This is a genomic window from Bradyrhizobium manausense (assembly GCF_001440035.1).
In the GTDB taxonomy this organism is placed as follows: domain Bacteria; phylum Pseudomonadota; class Alphaproteobacteria; order Rhizobiales; family Xanthobacteraceae; genus Bradyrhizobium; species Bradyrhizobium manausense.
In genome coordinates this window covers 85,116-103,653 of record NZ_LJYG01000097.1, presented here as the reverse complement: position 1 = coordinate 103,653, position 18,538 = coordinate 85,116, and the positions used below count along the sequence as shown (strand labels likewise).

18 protein-coding genes and 1 pseudogene are annotated in these 18,538 nt (G+C 64.9%); 7 read left to right on the top strand and 12 right to left on the bottom strand.

Going from position 1 to position 18,538, the window contains the following annotated elements; all coding sequences use genetic code 11:
* Positions 1–734: 734 nt before the first annotated feature.
* A complete protein-coding gene (locus tag AOQ71_RS23490; RefSeq protein ID WP_057751626.1) occupies positions 735–1,187 on the top strand; it encodes a hypothetical protein in 453 nt (150 codons plus the stop codon).
* Positions 1,188–1,212: 25 nt separating this feature from the next.
* Here AOQ71_RS23490 and AOQ71_RS23485 read toward each other — a convergent pair whose 3' ends face one another.
* Positions 1,213–1,527: a hypothetical protein gene (locus AOQ71_RS23485; protein ID WP_057751624.1), complete on the bottom strand. Its 315-nt coding sequence runs from the start codon at positions 1,525–1,527 to the stop codon at positions 1,213–1,215.
* A gap of 153 nt (positions 1,528–1,680) precedes the next feature.
* On the bottom strand, positions 1,681–2,523 hold the full coding sequence (locus tag AOQ71_RS23480) for a GNAT family N-acetyltransferase (protein ID WP_057751622.1): 843 nt from the start codon (positions 2,521–2,523) through the stop codon (positions 1,681–1,683).
* 139 nt (positions 2,524–2,662) lie between these two features.
* On the opposite strand from AOQ71_RS23480, the gene AOQ71_RS23475 reads away from it, so the two are divergent.
* Positions 2,663–3,367, top strand: a complete 705-nt coding sequence (locus tag AOQ71_RS23475) for an SDR family oxidoreductase (RefSeq protein WP_057751620.1) — start codon at positions 2,663–2,665, stop codon at positions 3,365–3,367.
* Between the two features lie 9 nt (positions 3,368–3,376).
* Here the strand turns inward: AOQ71_RS23475 and AOQ71_RS23470 are convergent, their stop codons facing one another.
* Positions 3,377–4,447, bottom strand: a complete 1,071-nt coding sequence (locus AOQ71_RS23470; RefSeq protein WP_057751821.1) for a serine hydrolase — start codon at positions 4,445–4,447, stop codon at positions 3,377–3,379.
* A gap of 360 nt (positions 4,448–4,807) precedes the next feature.
* Between AOQ71_RS23470 and AOQ71_RS23465 the strand changes: the two genes are divergently transcribed.
* The 3 genes from AOQ71_RS23465 to AOQ71_RS23455 all read left to right on the top strand — a co-directional run bounded on the left by AOQ71_RS23465 (position 4,808) and on the right by AOQ71_RS23455 (position 6,737).
* Entirely contained in the window at positions 4,808–5,212 is a 405-nt protein-coding gene (locus tag AOQ71_RS23465) for an ArsR/SmtB family transcription factor (RefSeq protein ID WP_057751617.1), read from the top strand.
* On the top strand, positions 5,212–5,697 hold the full coding sequence (locus AOQ71_RS23460) for an SRPBCC family protein (protein WP_083514432.1): 486 nt from the start codon (positions 5,212–5,214) through the stop codon (positions 5,695–5,697). Before AOQ71_RS23465 ends, AOQ71_RS23460 begins: the two co-directional genes overlap by 1 nt.
* 197 nt (positions 5,698–5,894) lie before the next feature.
* Positions 5,895–6,737 carry a hypothetical protein gene (locus AOQ71_RS23455; protein ID WP_057751816.1) on the top strand — a complete coding sequence of 281 codons (843 nt, stop codon included), beginning with the start codon at positions 5,895–5,897 and terminating at the stop codon, positions 6,735–6,737.
* A gap of 3 nt (positions 6,738–6,740) precedes the next feature.
* On the opposite strand, the gene AOQ71_RS23450 is transcribed toward AOQ71_RS23455, so the two are convergent.
* From AOQ71_RS23450 to AOQ71_RS23435, 4 genes are all read right to left on the bottom strand, one after another.
* Complete coding sequence (locus AOQ71_RS23450; protein ID WP_057751615.1) at positions 6,741–7,949, bottom strand: ABC transporter substrate-binding protein; 1,209 nt, start codon at positions 7,947–7,949, stop codon at positions 6,741–6,743.
* A gap of 41 nt (positions 7,950–7,990) precedes the next feature.
* Positions 7,991–8,842, bottom strand: a complete 852-nt coding sequence (locus tag AOQ71_RS23445) for a fumarylacetoacetate hydrolase family protein (RefSeq protein ID WP_057751613.1) — start codon at positions 8,840–8,842, stop codon at positions 7,991–7,993.
* A gap of 18 nt (positions 8,843–8,860) precedes the next feature.
* A complete protein-coding gene (gene mhpA / locus AOQ71_RS23440; protein WP_057751610.1) occupies positions 8,861–10,357 on the bottom strand; it encodes a bifunctional 3-(3-hydroxy-phenyl)propionate/3-hydroxycinnamic acid hydroxylase MhpA in 1,497 nt (498 codons plus the stop codon).
* A 73-nt stretch (positions 10,358–10,430) separates the two neighbouring features.
* The gene (locus AOQ71_RS23435; RefSeq protein ID WP_057751608.1) at positions 10,431–11,222 is read right to left on the bottom strand and encodes a DNA-binding transcriptional regulator; all 792 of its coding nucleotides are present in this window, start codon (positions 11,220–11,222) and stop codon (positions 10,431–10,433) included.
* 142 nt (positions 11,223–11,364) lie between these two features.
* Here AOQ71_RS23435 and AOQ71_RS23430 point away from each other — a divergent pair, with 142 nt between their 5' ends.
* Complete coding sequence (locus AOQ71_RS23430) at positions 11,365–12,348, top strand: VOC family protein (RefSeq protein WP_057751606.1); 984 nt, start codon at positions 11,365–11,367, stop codon at positions 12,346–12,348.
* Positions 12,349–12,353: 5 nt separating this feature from the next.
* On the opposite strand, the pseudogene AOQ71_RS23425 reads toward AOQ71_RS23430, so the two are convergent.
* From AOQ71_RS23425 to AOQ71_RS23405, 5 genes and pseudogenes are all read right to left on the bottom strand, one after another.
* Positions 12,354–13,006 (bottom strand): annotated as a pseudogene (locus tag AOQ71_RS23425) (response regulator).
* Positions 13,003–14,388, bottom strand: a complete 1,386-nt coding sequence (locus AOQ71_RS23420) for a sensor histidine kinase (protein WP_057751604.1) — start codon at positions 14,386–14,388, stop codon at positions 13,003–13,005. Before AOQ71_RS23420 ends, AOQ71_RS23425 begins: the two are co-directional and overlap by 4 nt.
* Positions 14,389–14,559: 171 nt before the next feature.
* Positions 14,560–15,591: an L-idonate 5-dehydrogenase gene (locus AOQ71_RS23415; RefSeq protein WP_057751602.1), complete on the bottom strand. Its 1,032-nt coding sequence runs from the start codon at positions 15,589–15,591 to the stop codon at positions 14,560–14,562.
* 21 nt (positions 15,592–15,612) lie between these two features.
* Positions 15,613–16,380: an SDR family oxidoreductase gene (locus AOQ71_RS23410; protein WP_057751600.1), complete on the bottom strand. Its 768-nt coding sequence runs from the start codon at positions 16,378–16,380 to the stop codon at positions 15,613–15,615.
* Between the two features lie 12 nt (positions 16,381–16,392).
* The gene (locus AOQ71_RS23405; RefSeq protein ID WP_057751597.1) at positions 16,393–17,592 is read right to left on the bottom strand and encodes a mandelate racemase/muconate lactonizing enzyme family protein; all 1,200 of its coding nucleotides are present in this window, start codon (positions 17,590–17,592) and stop codon (positions 16,393–16,395) included.
* A 180-nt stretch (positions 17,593–17,772) separates the two neighbouring features.
* Here AOQ71_RS23405 and AOQ71_RS23400 point away from each other — a divergent pair, with 180 nt between their 5' ends.
* Positions 17,773–18,537, top strand: a complete 765-nt coding sequence (locus AOQ71_RS23400; RefSeq protein WP_057751594.1) for a GntR family transcriptional regulator — start codon at positions 17,773–17,775, stop codon at positions 18,535–18,537.
* The last annotated feature ends 1 nt before the right edge of the window (position 18,538 follow it).

Below are 18,538 nucleotides of genomic sequence, written 5' to 3'. Positions count from 1 at the left end.
TGCGCTACAAGAGGCTGCACAGCGGCATACAGGTGAAGCCGAAACATCCGGCCTTCCCTGCGCAGTGGTTGGAACGGCTTATGTCGTGATCTCCCCGGGGAGCGATGCACTATTGCCCCCGTCGTCTCGCAGATGACTGATGTGCACGCCCGGTTGGACATCGCACCTCACCACGAGCCTTGGCGCACAGGCTCCGGGCGCCAGGACCACACGATTTTGCCGTGCGCGGCAATCACACCGGTCGTTTGCGCGATGGCCTCGCTCACGGTTGCCCGCCCTGCAAAGCCTGATCGCGCCGATGTGACCTGCGCCCACCGCAATCCGGCCCGCGTCGTGACGATCGCGATACGCCCCTCTTCCATGGGCCGGGTTGCCGCGACACATACGCCATTTCCGAATTTCGGTAAAGTGGAATATTTTTAGGCGAGCGGTTTGACTGGCATTTTGGGTGTTTTGCCCGACAGCCAACGCAAGATCTCGTCGCCCCTTCGTAGGGTGGATTAGCCGAAGGCGTAATCCACCACTGTCCGTCTTCGCGGTGACAAACGCGGTGGATTACGCCGTCGACTGCGCTTCGCGCAGCCGTCGTCTAATCCACCCTACGAGACCACCGGGTTCCCATTAATCGCGTGCCTTAACCAATAATTAATTATAGGTTTGCGGACGGGTGATGGACCGGCCTAGCGTCGCGATGGGGAGCCGTCTCGCGAAGCCAAACGAGTGTGGTGCGTATCATGATGTCCAGATCATATGGGGCCTTGTTCGCCTCGTTCAGCGCAGCCGCGCTGCTTCTCGGCTCCAGCGAAAGCTTTGCACGACCGGGCGGCGCCGCGCCGCACGGCATGGTGACCGCCGCGCCGGCAGTGCGCCCGCCGATCGCGCCGGGCGCACGGTTCCATGGCCACGGCCATCGCTTCAACAATCCCTGGGTTTACTGGCCCGGGGGCGGCGCTTTCTACAACGACGGAGCCGGCTACAGCGAGCCGTTCGCTTACGCCGACCAGCCCGCCACCAACGATGTTCGCTATACCTACACCTACGACGTTCCCTGGGACTGGGCGCATCGCTTCCCGCCGAACGTCGTGCCGTCCGACCGGCCCTATGTGTCGAGCTGCCCAACGGAGCAGGTGACGGTGCCGGGCCGCGGTGGTGCCGAGCACACGGTCAACATCACGCGCTGCTACTGAGCAGCGCGCCGCATTTCACGGCTTGCTACAAAAAGCCCGCGGCGGCCGCCTGGTCGCGCTCGGACTGTTTTCGCCTGACATTGGCGAGCTCACGGCTGCAGACGACAAATGCGCTCGTTCCCGGGCGCAACCCGAACTGTCCGCAGACATCCCGATCCTCATCGGCAATGACGCGCGCGAGCTCGGCCCGCCCGGCTTCCCGGATCGTCGGCACAGAGACGAGCGTGTGAATCCCGAGGGCCGCCGCAACGGCAAGCACCAAGGCGGCCGCGATGCCGAGGCGCTCCGTGTCATCGGCCGTATGCTGGGAAGAGCGGATCTTGGTTCTGGCTTCGCTCATGAAATCCTCTCGATGAAATAGCGCTGGTCAAGAAATGTCGTTCGAGCCGTCCGGCAAAATTGGCGGATGCAACACGCATACACGTTGCGCCACAGTGGCGACGTGAACCAGATTACAAATTCCAGGTGGGCACGGCCCTAAATCAAAATCGAACTAGCCCAGTTCAAAGCTGGTTACGCCGAACACGCGGTCAAGCCGCAGTGACGGGATCGGTCCAGTGTACATTCGCGCCGTTTCGAATGTCGGCTTCAGCCCAAGGCATTCCGCAAGCGCAATAGCATCGCGGTTCATCGCGGGGATGTCGAGCACAAATTCGTTGCAGCCGGGGCTCGCCAGCAAGGCCTGCGCAACCGCTTCCGCCGCGGCACGGTCATCAGCTACCAGCGGGCCGATCTTGTGGCCGGTCCGGCAGGGGCGGATCACGCCCCACGCGGCAAGCTTGCCGTCGCGCAGCAGTGCGCGGCCGACGTGTCCTGGCGTATCGATCCAGGCGCGCAAGAACGCCGCGCGCGGGGCAGGGAAGACGGTGGCGTCGTCAGCTTGTACAAGCGCAAATGGGATCGTATCGAGCGCAACAATCTCGGCGGGTGGCTTTGGCGGCGATGCAACGATGCCGCCATAGCGGATATTGGCGTAAGCGAGCTGGAAGCCTGACTTCTTGTAGTTGTCCTGCTGCGCCACGACGCCGTCGAGCCCGATGACCCGCGCGCCCGCATGCGCGATCGCGGCGTTCCAGAGACGCAGGCCGTAGCCTCTGCCACGAAAGCCTGCGCGCACGATGTAGAAGCCGAGGAAGGCGAAGCGTTCGTCATAACTGACGCAGGACACTGATGCGACCGGCTCGCCGTCGATCTCGCCGACGAAGAAGCCTTTTGCGTCAGGAATCGCGAAGCAGGCGGCGTCTCGCAGGCCGGGATTCCACCCTTCCGCCGCTGCCCAGTCGATGGCGATGGAGATCTCCTCGGGGCGCAGATTGCGGATCTGCAAATCACTCATGTCGTGGTGCCTCGTGACGATGGGCTTATTAGCAAGTCTGGCTTGCGGGCAAGTCTGGCTGTAGAAGGCCAGACGATAGGCTGAGCCATAGCAGCCTGAATTTGGGTTCGCCTCTACGTTATCACAGGGATGATCAGTCATGGGAGCAGAGAAGGTCGTGCTCGTCACCGCAGGCGGCAGCGGCATGGGAGCAGGAGCCGCGCGGCGGCTTGCCGCCGACGGTTTTCACGTCGCGATCCTGTCGTCCTCCGGCAAGGGCGAGGCACTCGCAGCCGAACTCGGCGGGCTTGGTGTGACCGGCTCGAATAAGTCGAATGACGACCTGAAGCGGCTCGTCGACGGGGCGCTGGCGAAGTGGGGACGCATCGACGTGCTGGTCAACAGCGCCGGCCACGGCCCGCGCGCCGCCATCACGGAGATCACCGACGAGCAGTGGCACATCGGTCTCGACACCTATCTGCTCAACGTGATCCGTCCTGTCAGACTGGTGACGCCGGTGATGCAGGCGCAGAAGGGCGGCGCCATCATCAATATCTCGACCGCCTGGGCGTTCGAGCCGAGCGCGATGTTTCCGACCTCGGCGGTGTTCCGCGCGGGTCTTGCCGCTTTCACGAAGATCTTCACCGACACCCACGCGGGTGACAACATCCGCATGAACAACGTGCTGCCCGGCTGGATCGACAGCCTGCCGCAGACGGATGCCCGTCGCGACAGCGTGCCGCTGAAGCGTTACGGCAAGGTCGAGGAGATCGCGGCGACCGTCTCGTTCCTGGCGTCCGAGGGCGCGGCCTACATCACCGGCCAGAACATCCGCGTCGACGGCGGGCTGACCCGCTCGGTCTGAGGCAGGAGCTCAGGCGTGCGCCACCAGTCTCGCCAGCGCAGGCAGGATCTTGTAGCGGGCGATCTCGTGCGGATAGTCGCCGCGATTGGCAAGCAGCACGATGCCGATCCGGTGCGCCGGCACGAGGCCGATATAGCCCGATGCATTGTTGAGGCCGCCCGGCTTGTCGACGATGGTGACGCCGGGCAGGTGGACGGTCTCCCAGGCCATGGCCTGGCCGAAGGTCGCCTGCTCGTACCTCTGGTCGACGTGGAAAACTTCGCGCTGTGTCATGCGCAAGGCCTCCCGCAGACGCGGGTCGATGCTGCGGCCGTCGACACAGGCCGCGACGAATGTCGCGAGATCGCGCGCGGACGAGAACATCTGGCCCGTGCCGGGGAAGTCGAAATAACTCTGCTGGTCTCCGATCGGGCCGATCGCGCTGCCCTGGTCGGAATAGCCCTGCACGACGCGCCGCATTATGGCCTCATCCATGACCGCGCGATTGTCCGGTCCTCGTTCGGGAACGGATGTTGCGCGCATGCCGAGCGGCTTGAGCACGCGGCTTTCGATCAGTCCGGCGATCGGCGTGCGATAGCAGCGCTCGAGCACGAGCTGAAGCAGGACGTAACCGGCATGGCTGTAGATGCGCTGCTTGCCCGGCGCGATGCCCGCGGGCGGCGTGAAGGCGTTGAGCATCGCGATGAATTGCGCCTGCGAGTAGGTCTCGTTCGGCCAGGGCGGGTGATCGGTTGGGAGCAGCAGGCCCGAGGTGTGCGTGGCGAGCTCGCCGATTGTGATGCTGCGGACATAGTCGCCGGTGAGCTCGGGCAGATATTTCGGCACGGGATCGTCGAGCCTGAGCTCGCCGCGCAGCGTGCCTGCTGCCACCAGCGCGGCCTCGAACGGCTTTCGCAACGAGGCGAGGTTGAACTGCGTGTCCGGCGTCACGGGCCGCCTGGTGGCGGCGTCGGCAAGGCCGTAGCTGAAGAATTCGACATGGCGGCCGGCATAGAGCGCGGCGGCGAGGCCGCCCGGGTGATCCGGCGTCGCGGTGGGCGCGAGCTCGGCAGCGACGATGTCGCGCATCTGCGCAATCATGTCCGAATCCGCCGAGGCACGATGCGGCCGGGCCAGCGCAACCACGAAGGGAACAAGCGCGGCGCGGGCGAGGGATCGCCGGGTGATTTGCGGGGAGGTGACAACAGGTGGCACGTGCTCTGACTGATGATGCGGTGCGCCCCGAATGTTGTTCTAGCGGGGAGGGCTGCGCATCCCAATTCACGATTGCGCGTGCAGGTTCCGCTTTGTAGCCCGGATGGAGCGAAAGCGAAATCCGGGAAGGTCTGCAGGGCGAAGAGACCCGGATTGCGCTTCGCTCCATCCGGGCTACAAGAGAATACTTAGCTTCTGAGCTAACAATCATTGACGCCCGCTCGCGCTGTGGTTATAGTTTGCTACATGGCTAACCAACAACCCCGACTCGACCAGGTTTTCGCGGCGCTCGCCGATCCGACGCGGCGCGCGATCGTGATGCGGCTTTGCGCCGGCGAGGCCTCGGTCGGCGAACTCGCCGAGCCGTTCGACATGGCGCTGCCGAGCTTCATGAAGCACATCCACGTGCTGGAGCTGAGCGGCCTCGTGCAGTCGGAGAAGTCCGGCCGCGTGCGCACCTGCCGCCTCAGCCCCGAGGCGCTGGTCGGTGCGGAAGACTGGTTCCAGCACCAGCGCGCGATCTGGGAGGCGCGGCTCGACCGCTTCGAGGCCTATGTGATGAAGCTCAAGCAGGAGAAGGCGGCCGCCAAGCGGCCGGCCAAAACGACAGAGAAGACAACCAACAAGCCAAGCAAACGGAAAGGGACCTGATGATGACGAATGCTGCCCTGTCGCAATGGTCGATCGACCGCGAGATCGTGATGTCGCGGGTGATCGACGCGCCGCGCGATCTGGTGTTCGAGGCGTGGTCCGACCCGAAGCATCTGCCGCAATGGTTCGGGCCGAAGGGCTTTGAGATCGAGACCTTCGAGATCGACGTGCGGGTCGGCGGCGTCTGGCGCTTCAACATGATCGGCCCCGACGGCACCGTCTATCCGAACCGGATGCGCTTCCTCCGCATCGAGCGGCCGTCCCTCATGGAGATGGACCACGGCGTCGACCAGGACGATGATCCCGGCATGTTCCGCTTCACCATTACCTTTGCCGAGCAGGCCAACGGCAAGACCGTGCTGATGATGCGGCAGCTGGCCGCGAGCACCGAACAGCGCGACGGCATGATCGGCTTCGGCGCCGTCGAATACGGCTACCAGACGCTGGACAAGCTGGCGGCCTATGTCGGTGGGCTGAAGAAATAGGGTGCCAGCGTGATTCGGGGGCGCCTTCGCAGTGGCGCTCCCGGATAAGCCTGGAAACGCAGGCGCGTTTGCGATTATGACAGCGCGGCCAGGCCAATTATGACAGTGGCGTCACTCAGATTTCTGTCGCCGGGAACGAAGGATTTATGACAGGATTGCTACCGTTGGATGTCAAGATGACTACGGCGGAGCGGTTCATGTTGCGGTGGCAGGCACGGTCAAATCCCCTGGCGTGGTGGTGGGGGTCCCTGACGCTGGTCAGCGCCGCGAATATTCTCGTCTGGTTCATGCTGTATCGCGAGTTCTATCCGAACGTCGCCGGCAGCGTCGGCGGGGGCTCGGACATCGGGCTGATGTTCCTGCTCTGCGCGGCCTATGTGTTCGGCTGTGCCTTTCGCTCGGTATTGCCGCGCGCCGACGTGCAGCGCATCTGCCTGTTCGACACCTGGCTGTCGAGCGTGTTTGTCGGCCGCACGGTCGCGACCGTGGCCGAAGTCTGCTTCGCCGCGCAGTGGGCGATCATCCTGCATCAGCTCGGCCGGATGACGGGCGCCGAGACCGCGGTGAACATCGCGCTGGTGATCGTGCCTGTTATCATCATCGCGGAGTGCTTCTCCTGGTACGCGGTGGTGACGACGAATTTCCTCTTCAACGCGATCGAGAACTCGCTGTGGGCGGTGACCTTCTTCCTCGCCGGCATCGCCCTGTGCCGCCTGACGCCGGAATTCCAGGGCGTGGTGCGTTGGGCGCTCATCGCGGGCATTGTCGGCATCGCCTGCTTCCTCGCCTTCCTCGTCACCGTCGACGTTCCCATGTATCTCAGCCGCTGGCGGGCAGGGCACGCCGAGGGCGGAAGATTCCTGGGCCTCCTCGAAGGCCTGCATGATGTTGCGACGCGCTGGGTGGTGACTCACGACATCGCGCATTGGAAGGGCGAGCTGACCTGGATGTTCCTGTATTTCAGCGCCGCCGTATGGTCGAGCCTCGCGCTCTGCGCGCTCTACGCCATGGAAGGCTATCTCACGCGGTATCTCGCCTGAGGGTTATTTCCCCACCAGGCTGCACTTGCTGCGGTCGAGCGGGCGAAAAGCCTGGTCGGGCGGAATGGTCGCGACCAGCTTGACGAAGTCCCACGGGCCCTTGGATTCCGCTGGCGTCTTGACCTGCACCAGATAGAGATCGTGCACCATGCGCTGGTCCTCGCGGATGCGGCCGTTCGTCGTATAGGCGTCCGACACGGGCGTCGCCTTCATCTTTGCCATCACGGTCGCGCTGTCGTCGGAATCCGTATCCTTCACGGCTTGCAGATAGTGGCGCACGGCGGAATAGACGCCGGCCTGGATCTGCGAGGGCATCGCCTTGCGGCGGGCATAGAACGCATCGGAGAACTTTCGCGCGGCCGGTGAGACGTCCTCGAAGAACGAGGTGACGATGAGATCGCCGCGCGTCGCCTTGAGGCCGACCGCCTCGATATCGACGTTCTGGAACGACATCGGCACGATCTTGATGCCCTGGTCCGCAAGGCCGAATTCCTCCGCCTGCTTGATCGCCGTGGCATTGTCGCCGGCGACGTTGATCGCGAGGATTTTTGCGCCAGAGGACTGCGCCTGGAGCAGGAACGACGAGTAGTCGGGCGTGCCGAGCTGGGCCTTGACGCTGCCCGCCACCTTGCCGCCGAGTGCGGCGATCCGGTCGCGCGCGGTCGCCTCGATGGAGTGGCCGAAAGCATAGTCGCCGGTGATGAAGAACCACGGCTCCTTGCTGGTCTGCATGACGCCGGAGACGACAGCGGTTGCGGTTGAATAGGCGTCCTGGGTCCACTGCACGCTCGACGGCGCGCAGGCCTCATCGGTGAGCTGGTTGGCGCCGGCACCGGAGATCAGGAAGATCTTTCCGTTGCCGCGCACCAACTCCTGCACCGCGAGTGCCGCGCCGGAGCTGCCGCCATCGGCGATCGCCTGCACCCCGTCGCTGAACCATTTGCGCGCGAGCGAGGCCGCAAGATCCGGCTTGTTCTGGTGATCGGCCTGCAAGATCTCGATCGGCTTGCCGTTGATCTTGCCGCCGAACTCTTCTGCCGCCATCCGCGCCGCCTCGACCGAGCCGGGGCCCATCGCGGTCGCGAAGATGCCGTTCATGTCGGTGAGCACACCGATGCGGACGGCGTCGCTTTTGATCTCAGCGCGGGCAGTGCCCGCCAGCGCCAATGTGATCAGCAGGACGGCAGTGGATGGGGTGCGGATGATGGCCATGGCGTTTCCTGATTTTATCGTTGATGGATCGGCTGCAAGGGTCAGGCCGCCTCGGCGACGACCTTGTTGCGCAAGATTCCGATGCCGGAGATTTCGACCTCGACGGTGTCGCCGGGGCGCATCCACAAAGGCGGCGTGCGCTTGGCGCCGACGCCGCCAGGCGTGCCTGTCACGATGACGTCGCCGGGGGCGAGCGGGCAGATCGTCGAGATATAGGCGATCAGCTCAGGGATGGCGGTGATCAGCAGATCCGTCGTCGTGTCCTGCACCACGGTGCCGTTGAGGCGTGTCTGCAGCGTGAGCTTCGACGGATCGGGAATCTCGTCCGCCGTCACCAGCCAGGGGCCGAAGCTGCCGCTCTCGGCAAAGGTCTTGCCGGAGAGGAACTGGCTGGTGTGGCGTTGCCAGTCGCGGATACTGCCTTCATTGTAGCAGGCATAGCCGGCGATGTGTTGAAGCGCGTTGCTCGCGGAGATATGGCGACCCTGCTTGCCGATGACGAGTGCGAGCTCACCCTCATAGTCAAAGTCGTCGCTCACTTTCGGCTTCACGATCGGCTGGAGATGGCCGACCTGGCTGCAGGGGAAACGGACGAACAGCGCCGGCTTCTCGGTGACGGTGCGCCCGGTTTCGGCGACGTGGTCGCGATAGTTGAGGCCGACGCAAATAATTTTGCCGGGATCGGGAATGACGGGCGCGAAGCTGATCGCGTCGAGCGGATGATCCGGCGCCGTGGACGCGACCAGCTTTGCGGCTTCTGCGATACGGCCAGTTTCGAGCAACTGCCGCAGGGTAGTGCATCCTGCCATGCGCGTGCCGAGATCGACGACGCCGTTGTCCTTGACGGCTCCGAAGGAGGCGCGGCCGTCGGCAATGAAAGAGAGCAGCTTCATGAGGTATCCTGCGTAGGGTCAGGCCGCGGACGGCACTTGGGTTGAAGGCGCAATGGTGGCGACAAGCCGGTCAAGCTCGGCATCGTTGCGCGCGGCGGCGCGGACGTAGCGGTCGGGACGAACCAGCGCGGCGATGATGCCGTGCTCGCGCAGCCAAGGGCCGATGCCGTCGGCATCGTCGTTGGTGAGGATGTTGATCCCTGGCCGTGACCGAGCAAAGCGCGCCGCGCTTTCGACAATCAGCAGGTGGCTGTAGCCGATCCGGTCGTCGCTGCGGCTGCCGTCCTTCAGCGTGAATTGCGGTGCGAGATGACCGGCGAGCGGCAGATCGCCAAGCGCCAGCCCGGGGCCGAGCAAGGGCTTTTTGACTTCAAGTTTGACTGGCGCATTCTTGCGCGCTTGCCCGGCGGCGAGGCCGGCTTCGATCGCCTTGGTGTTGATGACGCCGCCGAGGCGAATGGCGAGTTCGATGAACTCGCGGACATGCGGCTGGCGCTCGCTCTGATAGGTGTCGAGCAGCCTGGCATCGGCGCCGCAATTGATGACGCTCGCCAGTTTCCACGCAAGATTGGCGGCATCGCGGATGCCGGCGCACATGCCCTGGCCGAGGAAGGGCGGGGTCTGGTGCGCGGAATCGCCCGCAAGCAGCAGCCGGCCGTTCCGCCATTGCTGGGCGATCACCGAATGAAAGGTGTAGACCGCGGCGCGCTCGAGTTCGGCATCGTCAGGCGTGATCCAGCGCGACAGCAGCTGCCAGACCTTGGCGGGCTGCGCGACGTCGTTCGAATCCTCGTCCGGGAGAACCGTGATCTCCCAGCGCCGCCGCGACCCGGTGCCGCGGACATAGGTCGCCGGCCGCCTGGGATCGCAATGCTGCAGGCTGTAGTCGCCGAGATCGTCGCGGGGGCGCTTGAGCAGCGCATCGATCACCAGCCAGCGCTCGTGAAAGCCGAGATCGTCCATGCCGGAGCCGATGAAGCGGCGCACCAGAGATCGCGCGCCGTCGCAGCCGATGACGTAACCGGCGCGCACCTCGCTGAGCTTGCCGTTGGAGAGGTCCTCAAAGCGGACCCGCACGCCGCTCTCATCCTGGTCCAGGGCAAACACATCGCAGCGGCTCCGCAAGCTGACATGCGGCCAGCGCGCGAGGCCTGAGACCAGCACGTCCTCCAGGTCAGGCTGGTGGAAGCGGTAGCTGAGATTCCAGCCCATCGGCGTCAGGGTCTGCGGCCGCGACCAGTCCAGCAGCATCTTGCCCTGGGCATCGAGAAACAGCATGCCGGGGCTGAGGATGAGATGCGGCAGGATGGCGTCGGCAAGGCCGATGGTCTGGAACACGCGCATGCATTCGTCGTCGAAATGCACCGCGCGCGGCAGATGATAGGTCCGCGCCTCGCGCTCCAGCACCAGCGTGCTGATACCGCAGAGGCCGAGCAGGTTGGCGAGCGTCGCGCCGACCGGGCCTCGGCCGACGATGACAACATCGAATTCTTCGAGGGTTGATTTATCTTGCATGGGGCTATCTCTTCCCCAAGCCGCGCCGCAGCATCAACGTCGTCGCGCCAAGTGTCCGCTCTGCGGACGGGCCCTAGACCTCGACCGGAATGGCCCGCGCCGTCTCCTGAAGCTGCGCCGCAAATTGCTTCACCGCTTCCTCGATCCCCAGCGCCGAGCGGATCCAGATGATGGAGATGCAACCGTAGACCGCGTCGTTCCGCACGATGGGGACGGCGATCGATGCCGTCTTCGGATTGTATTCGCCCTCGCTGCGGATTGCGTAGCCTCGCGCTTGCGTCTCCGCGATCATCTGGTCGAGGCGGCCCTGGTCGAGGAAGGGGCGGTCGTCGGCTTCGTCGATGCGGCGGAGATGGCTGATGATGAGGTCGCGCTCGCGGGCGGGGCAGGCGGCCAAATAGGCCCGGCCTGCGGAGGTCCGCAGCATCGGCAGGCGCTTGCCGATCATGCCGCGGTCGATCGAGAGCGGGCTGCGGGAATGCGTGGTCTCCTGCACCACCATCGCGGCGTTCTCGTAAGTGGAGAGATCGACCGGCCAGACCAGGGTTTTGCTGAGCTCGGCCAAATAGGGCGCCGCCGCCTGGCAGATCACCACGCCGGGGTCGTAGCCATCGCCAAGGCTTAGGGCTAGCCGGGTGACGCGAAAGCGATCGTCGCTGGCGCTGCGGGCGACATAGCCGAGTTCCTCCAGCGTTTCGAGCAGGCGGTAGACGGTCGGGCGGGGCAGGTCGAGCGCGCGGGCGACATCGCCGGCGCGGATGCCGCCGGAGCGGTTGACCTCCTGCAGCACGTCCAGACCGCGCTTGAAGGCGCGGACGCCTTCCGACTGCCGGGGCTTTCCGGTCCGCGTCCGCTCCTTGGACACTTCGTGTTTTCTCCCTTGTGGCAGATCGCGGCGCGACTATCGTCTTTGCGAACGCGAAGCGATTGCGCCACCGTAAGATCGCGCGCGGCCGGTATCAAGTTCGCCGCACTGCGGCGAAGGCGGTGCTCTCGGGAGGAATTCGATGGAAATCACCGCGCTCGGCTATATCGGCATCAATTCGTCGCAGCTCGATCAGTGGGGCCAGATGGCAACTAGCCTGCTCGGCATGCAACAGGTCGATCGCGGCGGCAAGATGCGCGCCTTCCGCATGGACGACCGCAAGCAGCGCCTGATCGTCGACGGCAGCAGCGACGCCGGCCTTGCGGTGATGGGCTGGGAGGTCGCCTCGACCGCGGAGCTGGACCAGCTCGCCGGCCGGCTGGAAAGCCATGGCGTCAAGGTCACGCGCGGCTCGCGCGCGCTGGCTGACGAGCGGCATGTCGCCGAGCTCATCACGTTCGCCGATCCCGCCGGCAACAGGCTGGAAGCGTTCTGCAAGCCCGAGCTTGCGAGCGAGCCGTTCAAGCCGGGCCGCCCCATCTCGGGCTTCCGCACCGGCGCGCTCGGCATGGGACACGTGGTGCTCAATGTCGAGGAAGTCGAGCCATTGCTGCCGTTCTACCGCGACGTGCTCGGCTTCCACGTCTCCGATTTTGGTCTGAAGCCCTATGGCCTCTATTTCTTCCACGTCAATGGCCGCCACCATTCCTTTGCGATGGTTGGCTCGGGACGCAAGGCGATGCATCACTTCATGGTCGAGCTCGGCAGCCTCGATGATGTCGGGCAGGGCTACGACCTCGCGCAAATGGACGATGGCCGCATCGCCTATACGTTGGGCCGTCACACCAACGATCACATGACCTCGTTCTATGTGAATACGCCGTCCGGCTTCTTCATCGAATATGGCTGGGGCGGGCGTGTCATCGATCCCCAGACCTGGCAGCCGCACGAGACCTTCGACGGTCCGTCACTCTGGGGCCACGAGCGGCTCAACATGCCGGATGAGCAGCGCAAGCGCCTGCGCGACATGCGGATGGATGCGGCCGCGCGCGGTGTGCGCGTTCCCGATCCGCGCGTGCCGCCGCTGAACTGCGCCTGGCTGGATCAGGTGGTCGCGCGTGAATGATCGGCTCAGGCCGCGCCGAGGTCGGGCTCCGTGAGTATGCCCTGGCGCAGCGCCAATCGGACCAGCTCGATGTCGGAGCCGACGCCGAGCTTGTCCTTGATCAGCGAATGCAAATTGGCGACCGTTTTCGGACTGACGTGGAGCGTCTCGGCGATCTGCTCCGTCGTGTTCTCGGCGAGCAGCAGCCGCAGTACCTCGAACTCCCGCGGCGTGAGGACATCGGCGGCGGAGCTTTCGCCGCCGAGCCGGCTCAGCGCCAGCTCGTGGTCGATATCGGGGCTGATCGCGATCTTGCCAGCGAGCACGTCCATCACCGCACGCACCAGCGTCTCCGGTGGGCTGGTCTTGGTGGCGTAACCCCGTGCGCCGGCGCGGATCGCCTGCACCGCAAACCCGGCATTCTCATGCATGGTGAAGACGAGGATTTTTGCCGCCTTGTCCCATTGCCTGATACGCCGGATGGCCTCGACGCCGCCAATGCCGGGCATGCTGAGATCCATGATGACGAGGTCCGGCGCTTCTGATTTGAACAGGCGATAAGCCTCCGCGCCATCGCGGCCTCGGCAATGACGCGAAGTCCCGGCTGCTTCTGCAGCACGGAGCGATAGCCTTCGCGGACCACCGAATGGTCGTCGACCAGCAGGATCGTCGCGGTCATGCCGCGTGCTCCAGCACCTGCGGCCCCGCTGATGCGAGCGGAATGACGACGCGCAGCGCGGAGCCGCCTTGCGGGCCGGCCTCAAAGCTCAGCCGGCCGCGCAGCGCCGCGACACGCTCGCGCATGCCGAGCAGACCCATGCCTGATTTCGCGACAGGATCGGTCGAGCGTCCGTCATCGTCGATGGCGAGCGCGATCTCGCCTTCATGCATGGTCAGCTCGAGATTCACCTTGGTGGCGCCGGCGTGCTTGGCGGCGTTGGTGAGCGCTTCCTGCACGATGCGGTAGAGGTTGGCGCTGATCGAGGCCGGCAGCGTCTCGAACGTGCCGTCGAAGCGAATGGCAAAGCGCGTCTCGCCGCGGCTGCGTCCGTTCCAGCCTGCAACGAGGCCTTCGAGACTGGCGACGAGGCCGAGCTCCTCGACTTCAGGCGGTCGCAGCCGGAACAGCGCGCCGCGCAGCGTCTCCATCATACCCGATGCGGTCCGCGCGATGCCGTCGCATTCGCCGAGCAAGGAGGGGCAGTCCTGCGCGGCGGTCTGGCGGGCGGAGGAGGCGAGGGCGCGGATCGCGGCGAGAGACTGGCCGAACTCGTCGTGCAGCTCGCGGGCGAGGTGGCGCCGTTCCTCGTCCTGGAGTGCGATCAGCTTTCGTGTCAGTTCGGCGCGCTCGGCGAGCGCGGTGTCGAGGCTTTCGGCGAGATGGTTGAAGACGTCGCGCACCGCCGAGAGCTCGGCGAGGTCGAATGGCGGCAGCCGCGTTGTGAGGTCGCCGGCGGCAATCCGCTCGAGGCCGGTGCTGATCAAGCGGGTAGGGCGCAGCGCGCGTGCCAGCGCGGCGTAGACCAGCACGCACAACAACGGCAGGGCGATTGCAAGCGCAAGCATCAGGCGGCCAGCCTCGTGCCAGGCCTCGGCCGTCTGCACCGCCGGGTCGACCGAGACCACCGCCTCGCCCAGCTTGCTTCCACGCAGCATCACTGGCCGTGCCGCCTTGCGGCCGGGGTCGAACAGGCCATGGTAGAACGCCGTAAAAATCTGCGGCGGGGCGTCGGCCGTGACGGGCGCGCCGCTGCAGAAGCGCTGGATGATTTCGCCGCTCGGCCCCCGGAAGGCGAGGCACAGGCCGGGCGTCATCACATAGGCCGAAACAGGATCGAGGTTGGGAAAGTCCGGGCGCGGGTTCGCGGTCCAGAGCACCTTGCCTTGTTGCAGCTCCAGCGTCTTTGCGACGATGGCGGCAATAGCGTCGATGCGCGCATGTGCGGCGCGGTCCGCCGTGATCAGGAAATAGGCCGATATCGCGGCGAAGCAGGCGGCCGATATGGCGGCCACGCGCAAGGTCAGGCGGACCTTGAGATCGAATCTCGGACGGTTCCACATCGGCGCGTACCTGATGCGAACGGAATTGTCGCCTGCGCATTATCCGGCAGAACCCTGCCTGCGCAAAGCGCCACTCTTGCCGCGGTGCAACGTCGTGAAATTTTCCCGGTAACGGCCGGGAAAACCACTGCTGCGATGCTTCGCTGGCGCAGCCTTGAAGCCGGCCTGCGCTCAGAACGTCAGCTGCACCTTCATCGATTGCGAGCGGTCGCTGGCGAGCTCGAACGCCGCGACCGCGTTCTCGAACGGCATGGTGGCCGTGATCAGCGGCTTGACGTCGATCAGGCCCTCGCCCATCAGCCGCACCGCCAGCTCGAACTCGGGATCGAAGCGGAAGGTGCCGCGAAGCTGCAATTCCTTGGCGACGATGGAATTGATCGGCAGCGTCATCTCGCCGCCGAGGCCGAGTTGGACCAGTGTGGCGCCGGGGCGGAGCACGTCGAGCGCGGTGCGCAACGCCGCCTGATTGCCTGATGCTTCGAACAGCGTGTCGAACACGCCCTTGCCGGCGCGCCAGGGATCGAGCGCTTCCGCATTGGTCGCGACGTTGATGGCGTGCGTGGCGCCGAGCTTTTTCGCGACCGCCAGTGGAGCGTCGGCGACATCGGTCACCACGATCTCGGAGGCGCCACCGAAGCGTGACACCAAGATCATCAGCGCGCCGATCGGGCCGCAGCCGGTGATCAGCACGCGCTTGCCGAGCAGGGGGCCGGCCTGCTTGCCGGCGTGCAGGCAAACCGCGAGCGGCTCGGCCACCGCGGCTTCCGCCAGCGACAGCTTGTCGGAGATGGGAACTGCCTGCGTCGCATCGACCGTGATGAACTCGCGGAAACCACCCTGCACATGGGGAAAGCGCATCGCGCTGCCGAGGAAGCGCATGTCGAGGCACTGGTTGCGCATGCCCTCCTGGCAATGCAGGCACTGGCCACAGGGCTTGCTCGGATTGACCGCGACGCGGGTGCCAGGCTTCACGCCGGTGACGCCGTCACCGACCGCCGCGACCACGCCGGCGATCTCATGCCCCAGCGCCATCGGCTGCTGGATGCGCACCACGCCGAAGCCGCCGTGATGGTAGTAGTGCAGGTCGGAGCCGCAGATGCCGCCATTGGCGATCTTGACACGGACCTCGCCCGGGCCGGGCGCAGGATCCGGATAGGTATCGATCCGCAGATCCTTCGGGGCGTGAATGACAACGGCGCGCATGTGCTGTTTCCTCGTTCGCGACTACATCGCGGCGATCATGCCGCCATCGACATAGATGATCTGGCCGTTGACGTAAGTGGAGGCATCCGAGGCGAGGAAGATCGCCGCGCCCACCAGCTCGTCCGGCTTTCCCCAGCGCTTGGAGGGGATGCGGCCCATCAGCCAGCTGTTGAAATCGGGATTGTTGACCAGCGCCTCGTTCATGTCGGTGAGCATGTAGCCGGGACCGATCGCATTGGCCTGGATGCCGTGCTGGGCCCATTCCACCGCCATCGAGCGGGTCAGGTTCTTGATGCCGCCCTTGGCCGCGGTGTAGGGCGCAATCGTTGGGCGCGCCAGCTCGCTGCCGAGCGAGCCGATATTGATGATCTTGCCGCGCTTGCGCAGGATCATGCGCTTGCCGGCCTCGCGGCCGATCACGAAGGCGCTGGTGAGATCAGTCTCGATCACCTTGCGCCATTCGTCGGTGGTGAATTCCGCCAGCGGCTTGCGGTGCTGGATCCCGGCATTGTTGACGAGAATGTCGACCGCGAGTCCTTCGCGGTCGAAGCGCTCGAAGGCTGCAATGATCGCGGGCTCGTCGGTGACGTTGAAGGCCGCGCCTTCGGCCTGATGGCCGGCGGTGCGAAACTCGGCGACGGCCTGCTCGACACGCTTCGGGTCGACACCGTTGATGATGATTTTCGCGCCGGCCTTGGCCATGCCTTCGGCGATGGCGCGGCCAAGCCCGCGGGAGGAGCCGGTCACGAGGGCGGTGCGGCCGGAAAGGTCGAACAGGGCGGTGCTCATCTCAAATAATCCTCAGGCGTTGGAGCGGCGCACGATCAGATCGGAGCGCTCAAAGACGGCGGGCAGAAGGTCGACTCCAAGGCCGGGGCCTTCCATCGGGAAGACGTAGCCGTCCTTGATCACGGGCATCGTGGTCACGAGCTCATTGTACCAGCCCTTGTAGAAGGCGCGCACGGATTCCTGGATCAGCGTGTTGGGCTGGCTGAAGGACATGTGGATGGCGGCGATGAAGCCGATCGGGCCGATGCAGTCATGAGGAGCAAAAGGCCGGTGATAGGTCTCGGCCATCGCGGCGATCTTGCGACCTTCGGTGAGGCCGCCGGTCCAGCACAAATCCGCCATCACCACATGCATGGCGTCGCGGTCGAGCATGTCCTTGTAGGGGAAGCGCGAGCCCAGCGTCTCGCTGGCGCAGACCCAGACATCGGTCGAGCGGGCATATTCGGCCAGCGCCTGCGGCGAGTTCATGCGGATCGGGTCCTCGTACCAGGTCGGCTTGTAGGGCTCGAGCGCGCGGGCGATCTGCTTTGCGGTCGGCAGATTCCACAGCGAGTGGAGCTCGACCATGATCTCCATCTTGTCGCCAACCGCTTTACGGATCTTCTCGAACGGCTCGATCGCCTGCTTCATCTGCGCGGCAGTGATGTACAGCCCCTTGTTCTCCTGCGCCGCCGGATCGAACGGCCAGATCTTCATGGCGGAGATGCCGCTTTCCAAAAGGCTCTCGGCCAGCGCATCGGCGCGGTTCATGAAGCCGTCGAGATCTTCGTAGGGTCCGGTGGAGGCACCGAGATTCCAGTTCGAGACCGGGCTGATATTGGTGGAGCGGACATATTGCGTGCCGGCGCAGGTGTTGTAGATGCGCTGCTTGTCGCGGCAGAGGCCGCCGAGCATCTGGTGCACCGGCTGGCTGCAGACCTTGCCGAACAGGTCCCACAGCGCGATGTCGATCGCTGAGGCTGCACGATATTCGACGCCGGTCGAGGACTGCGCCATCGGCAGGTTCAGCATGTCGCGATGGATGGCCTCGATGTGCAGGGGATTGCGGCCGAGCAGGCGGCCGGCAAAAGTATCGTGGATCTGCGCTTCGACTGCGCCGGCGCCATAAAAAGTCTCGCCGAGACCGATCACGCCGCTATCGGTGTGAACGCGCACCCAGATGACGTTGGAGAATTCCTCGGTGCGCAGCGTCTCGATCGACGTGATCTTCACGACAAGTCCTCCCGTCAAAAGGCGCCTCGCGCCGTCTTGTTTTCATTTCGCAACGCAACATATTGCGGCGTCGGCGAAAGTCTCTTACCGCTGCTTGTAATATATCACAACATGTTTTAAGGGTGCCACAAATAAGGCGCCGCCCTGCAGCGAGAGCGCAGGCGGTTGGGAGGACATGCGATGGCACGGCGCAAGCGCGCGCTCGAGGTGGTGAGACCAGAGGACGGCGGGGGCAGGCCCTCTCGGCGCAATCGTCTCAACTTCTTCGAGCTGGCCTATCAGCGGATTGAGGAGCTGCTGGTTCATTGCGAGCTCAAGCCCGGCCAGTTCATGACCATGCTGGAATTGCAGCAGATCACGGGCTTCGGCCGCACGCCGGTGCATCACGCCGTCAATCGTCTGTCCGCCGACACGCTCATCATCATCCGCCCGCGCCACGGGCTGCACATCGCGCCGATCGACCTCGCGCGCGAGCGCATGCTGCTGGGCCTGCGCCGCGACATGGAGCGGTTTGTCATCCGCCTCGCGGCCGATCGCGCCAGTCTCTCGCACCGCAATCAGGCGCTGCACATCGAGCGCCTGCTTCGTGAACGCCGCGCCACCTTGACCCTGGACGAGTTCAACAGCCTCGACCGGCGCATCGATGCGCTGGTGCTGGAAGCTGCCGGCGAGCCGTTCCTGGTGCATACGCTGCGGCCCCTGCACACGCTCTATCGCCGCATCGGCTACATCCATCATCGCTTCATGCCGGGACAGGCCGATCTGTCAGGAACGATCGATCATCATCTCGGTATTCTCAACGCGGTTGCGAACCGCCGCGTCGAGGATGCCGTGAAGGCGAGCGACGCCTTGATCGACTACATGGGCGAGATGTTCTCAGGGATGGAGGCGGGGATCGATCCGCGCCTGCTCGATTGCAGTATCGAGCCGCTGCTCGGCGCGTAGA

Bases quoted from the DNA above. Each gene is read 5' to 3' on its own strand.
- AOQ71_RS23490 (WP_057751626.1), top strand. From the start codon at position 735: ATGATGTCCAGATCATATGGGGCCTTGTTCGCCTCGTTCAGCGCAGCC.
- AOQ71_RS23485 (WP_057751624.1), bottom strand. From the start codon at position 1,527: ATGAGCGAAGCCAGAACCAAGATCCGCTCTTCCCAGCATACGGCCGAT.
- AOQ71_RS23480 (WP_057751622.1), bottom strand. From the start codon at position 2,523: ATGAGTGATTTGCAGATCCGCAATCTGCGCCCCGAGGAGATCTCCATC.
- AOQ71_RS23475 (WP_057751620.1), top strand. From the start codon at position 2,663: ATGGGAGCAGAGAAGGTCGTGCTCGTCACCGCAGGCGGCAGCGGCATG.
- AOQ71_RS23470 (WP_057751821.1), bottom strand. From the start codon at position 4,447: ATGATTGCGCAGATGCGCGACATCGTCGCTGCCGAGCTCGCGCCCACC.
- AOQ71_RS23465 (WP_057751617.1), top strand. From the start codon at position 4,808: ATGGCTAACCAACAACCCCGACTCGACCAGGTTTTCGCGGCGCTCGCC.
- AOQ71_RS23460 (WP_083514432.1), top strand. From the start codon at position 5,212: ATGATGACGAATGCTGCCCTGTCGCAATGGTCGATCGACCGCGAGATC.
- AOQ71_RS23455 (WP_057751816.1), top strand. From the start codon at position 5,895: ATGTTGCGGTGGCAGGCACGGTCAAATCCCCTGGCGTGGTGGTGGGGG.
- AOQ71_RS23450 (WP_057751615.1), bottom strand. From the start codon at position 7,949: ATGGCCATCATCCGCACCCCATCCACTGCCGTCCTGCTGATCACATTG.
- AOQ71_RS23445 (WP_057751613.1), bottom strand. From the start codon at position 8,842: ATGAAGCTGCTCTCTTTCATTGCCGACGGCCGCGCCTCCTTCGGAGCC.
- mhpA (WP_057751610.1), bottom strand. From the start codon at position 10,357: ATGCAAGATAAATCAACCCTCGAAGAATTCGATGTTGTCATCGTCGGC.
- AOQ71_RS23430 (WP_057751606.1), top strand. From the start codon at position 11,365: ATGGAAATCACCGCGCTCGGCTATATCGGCATCAATTCGTCGCAGCTC.
- AOQ71_RS23420 (WP_057751604.1), bottom strand. From the start codon at position 14,388: ATGTGGAACCGTCCGAGATTCGATCTCAAGGTCCGCCTGACCTTGCGC.
- AOQ71_RS23415 (WP_057751602.1), bottom strand. From the start codon at position 15,591: ATGCGCGCCGTTGTCATTCACGCCCCGAAGGATCTGCGGATCGATACC.
- AOQ71_RS23410 (WP_057751600.1), bottom strand. From the start codon at position 16,380: ATGAGCACCGCCCTGTTCGACCTTTCCGGCCGCACCGCCCTCGTGACC.
- AOQ71_RS23400 (WP_057751594.1), top strand. From the start codon at position 17,773: ATGGCACGGCGCAAGCGCGCGCTCGAGGTGGTGAGACCAGAGGACGGC.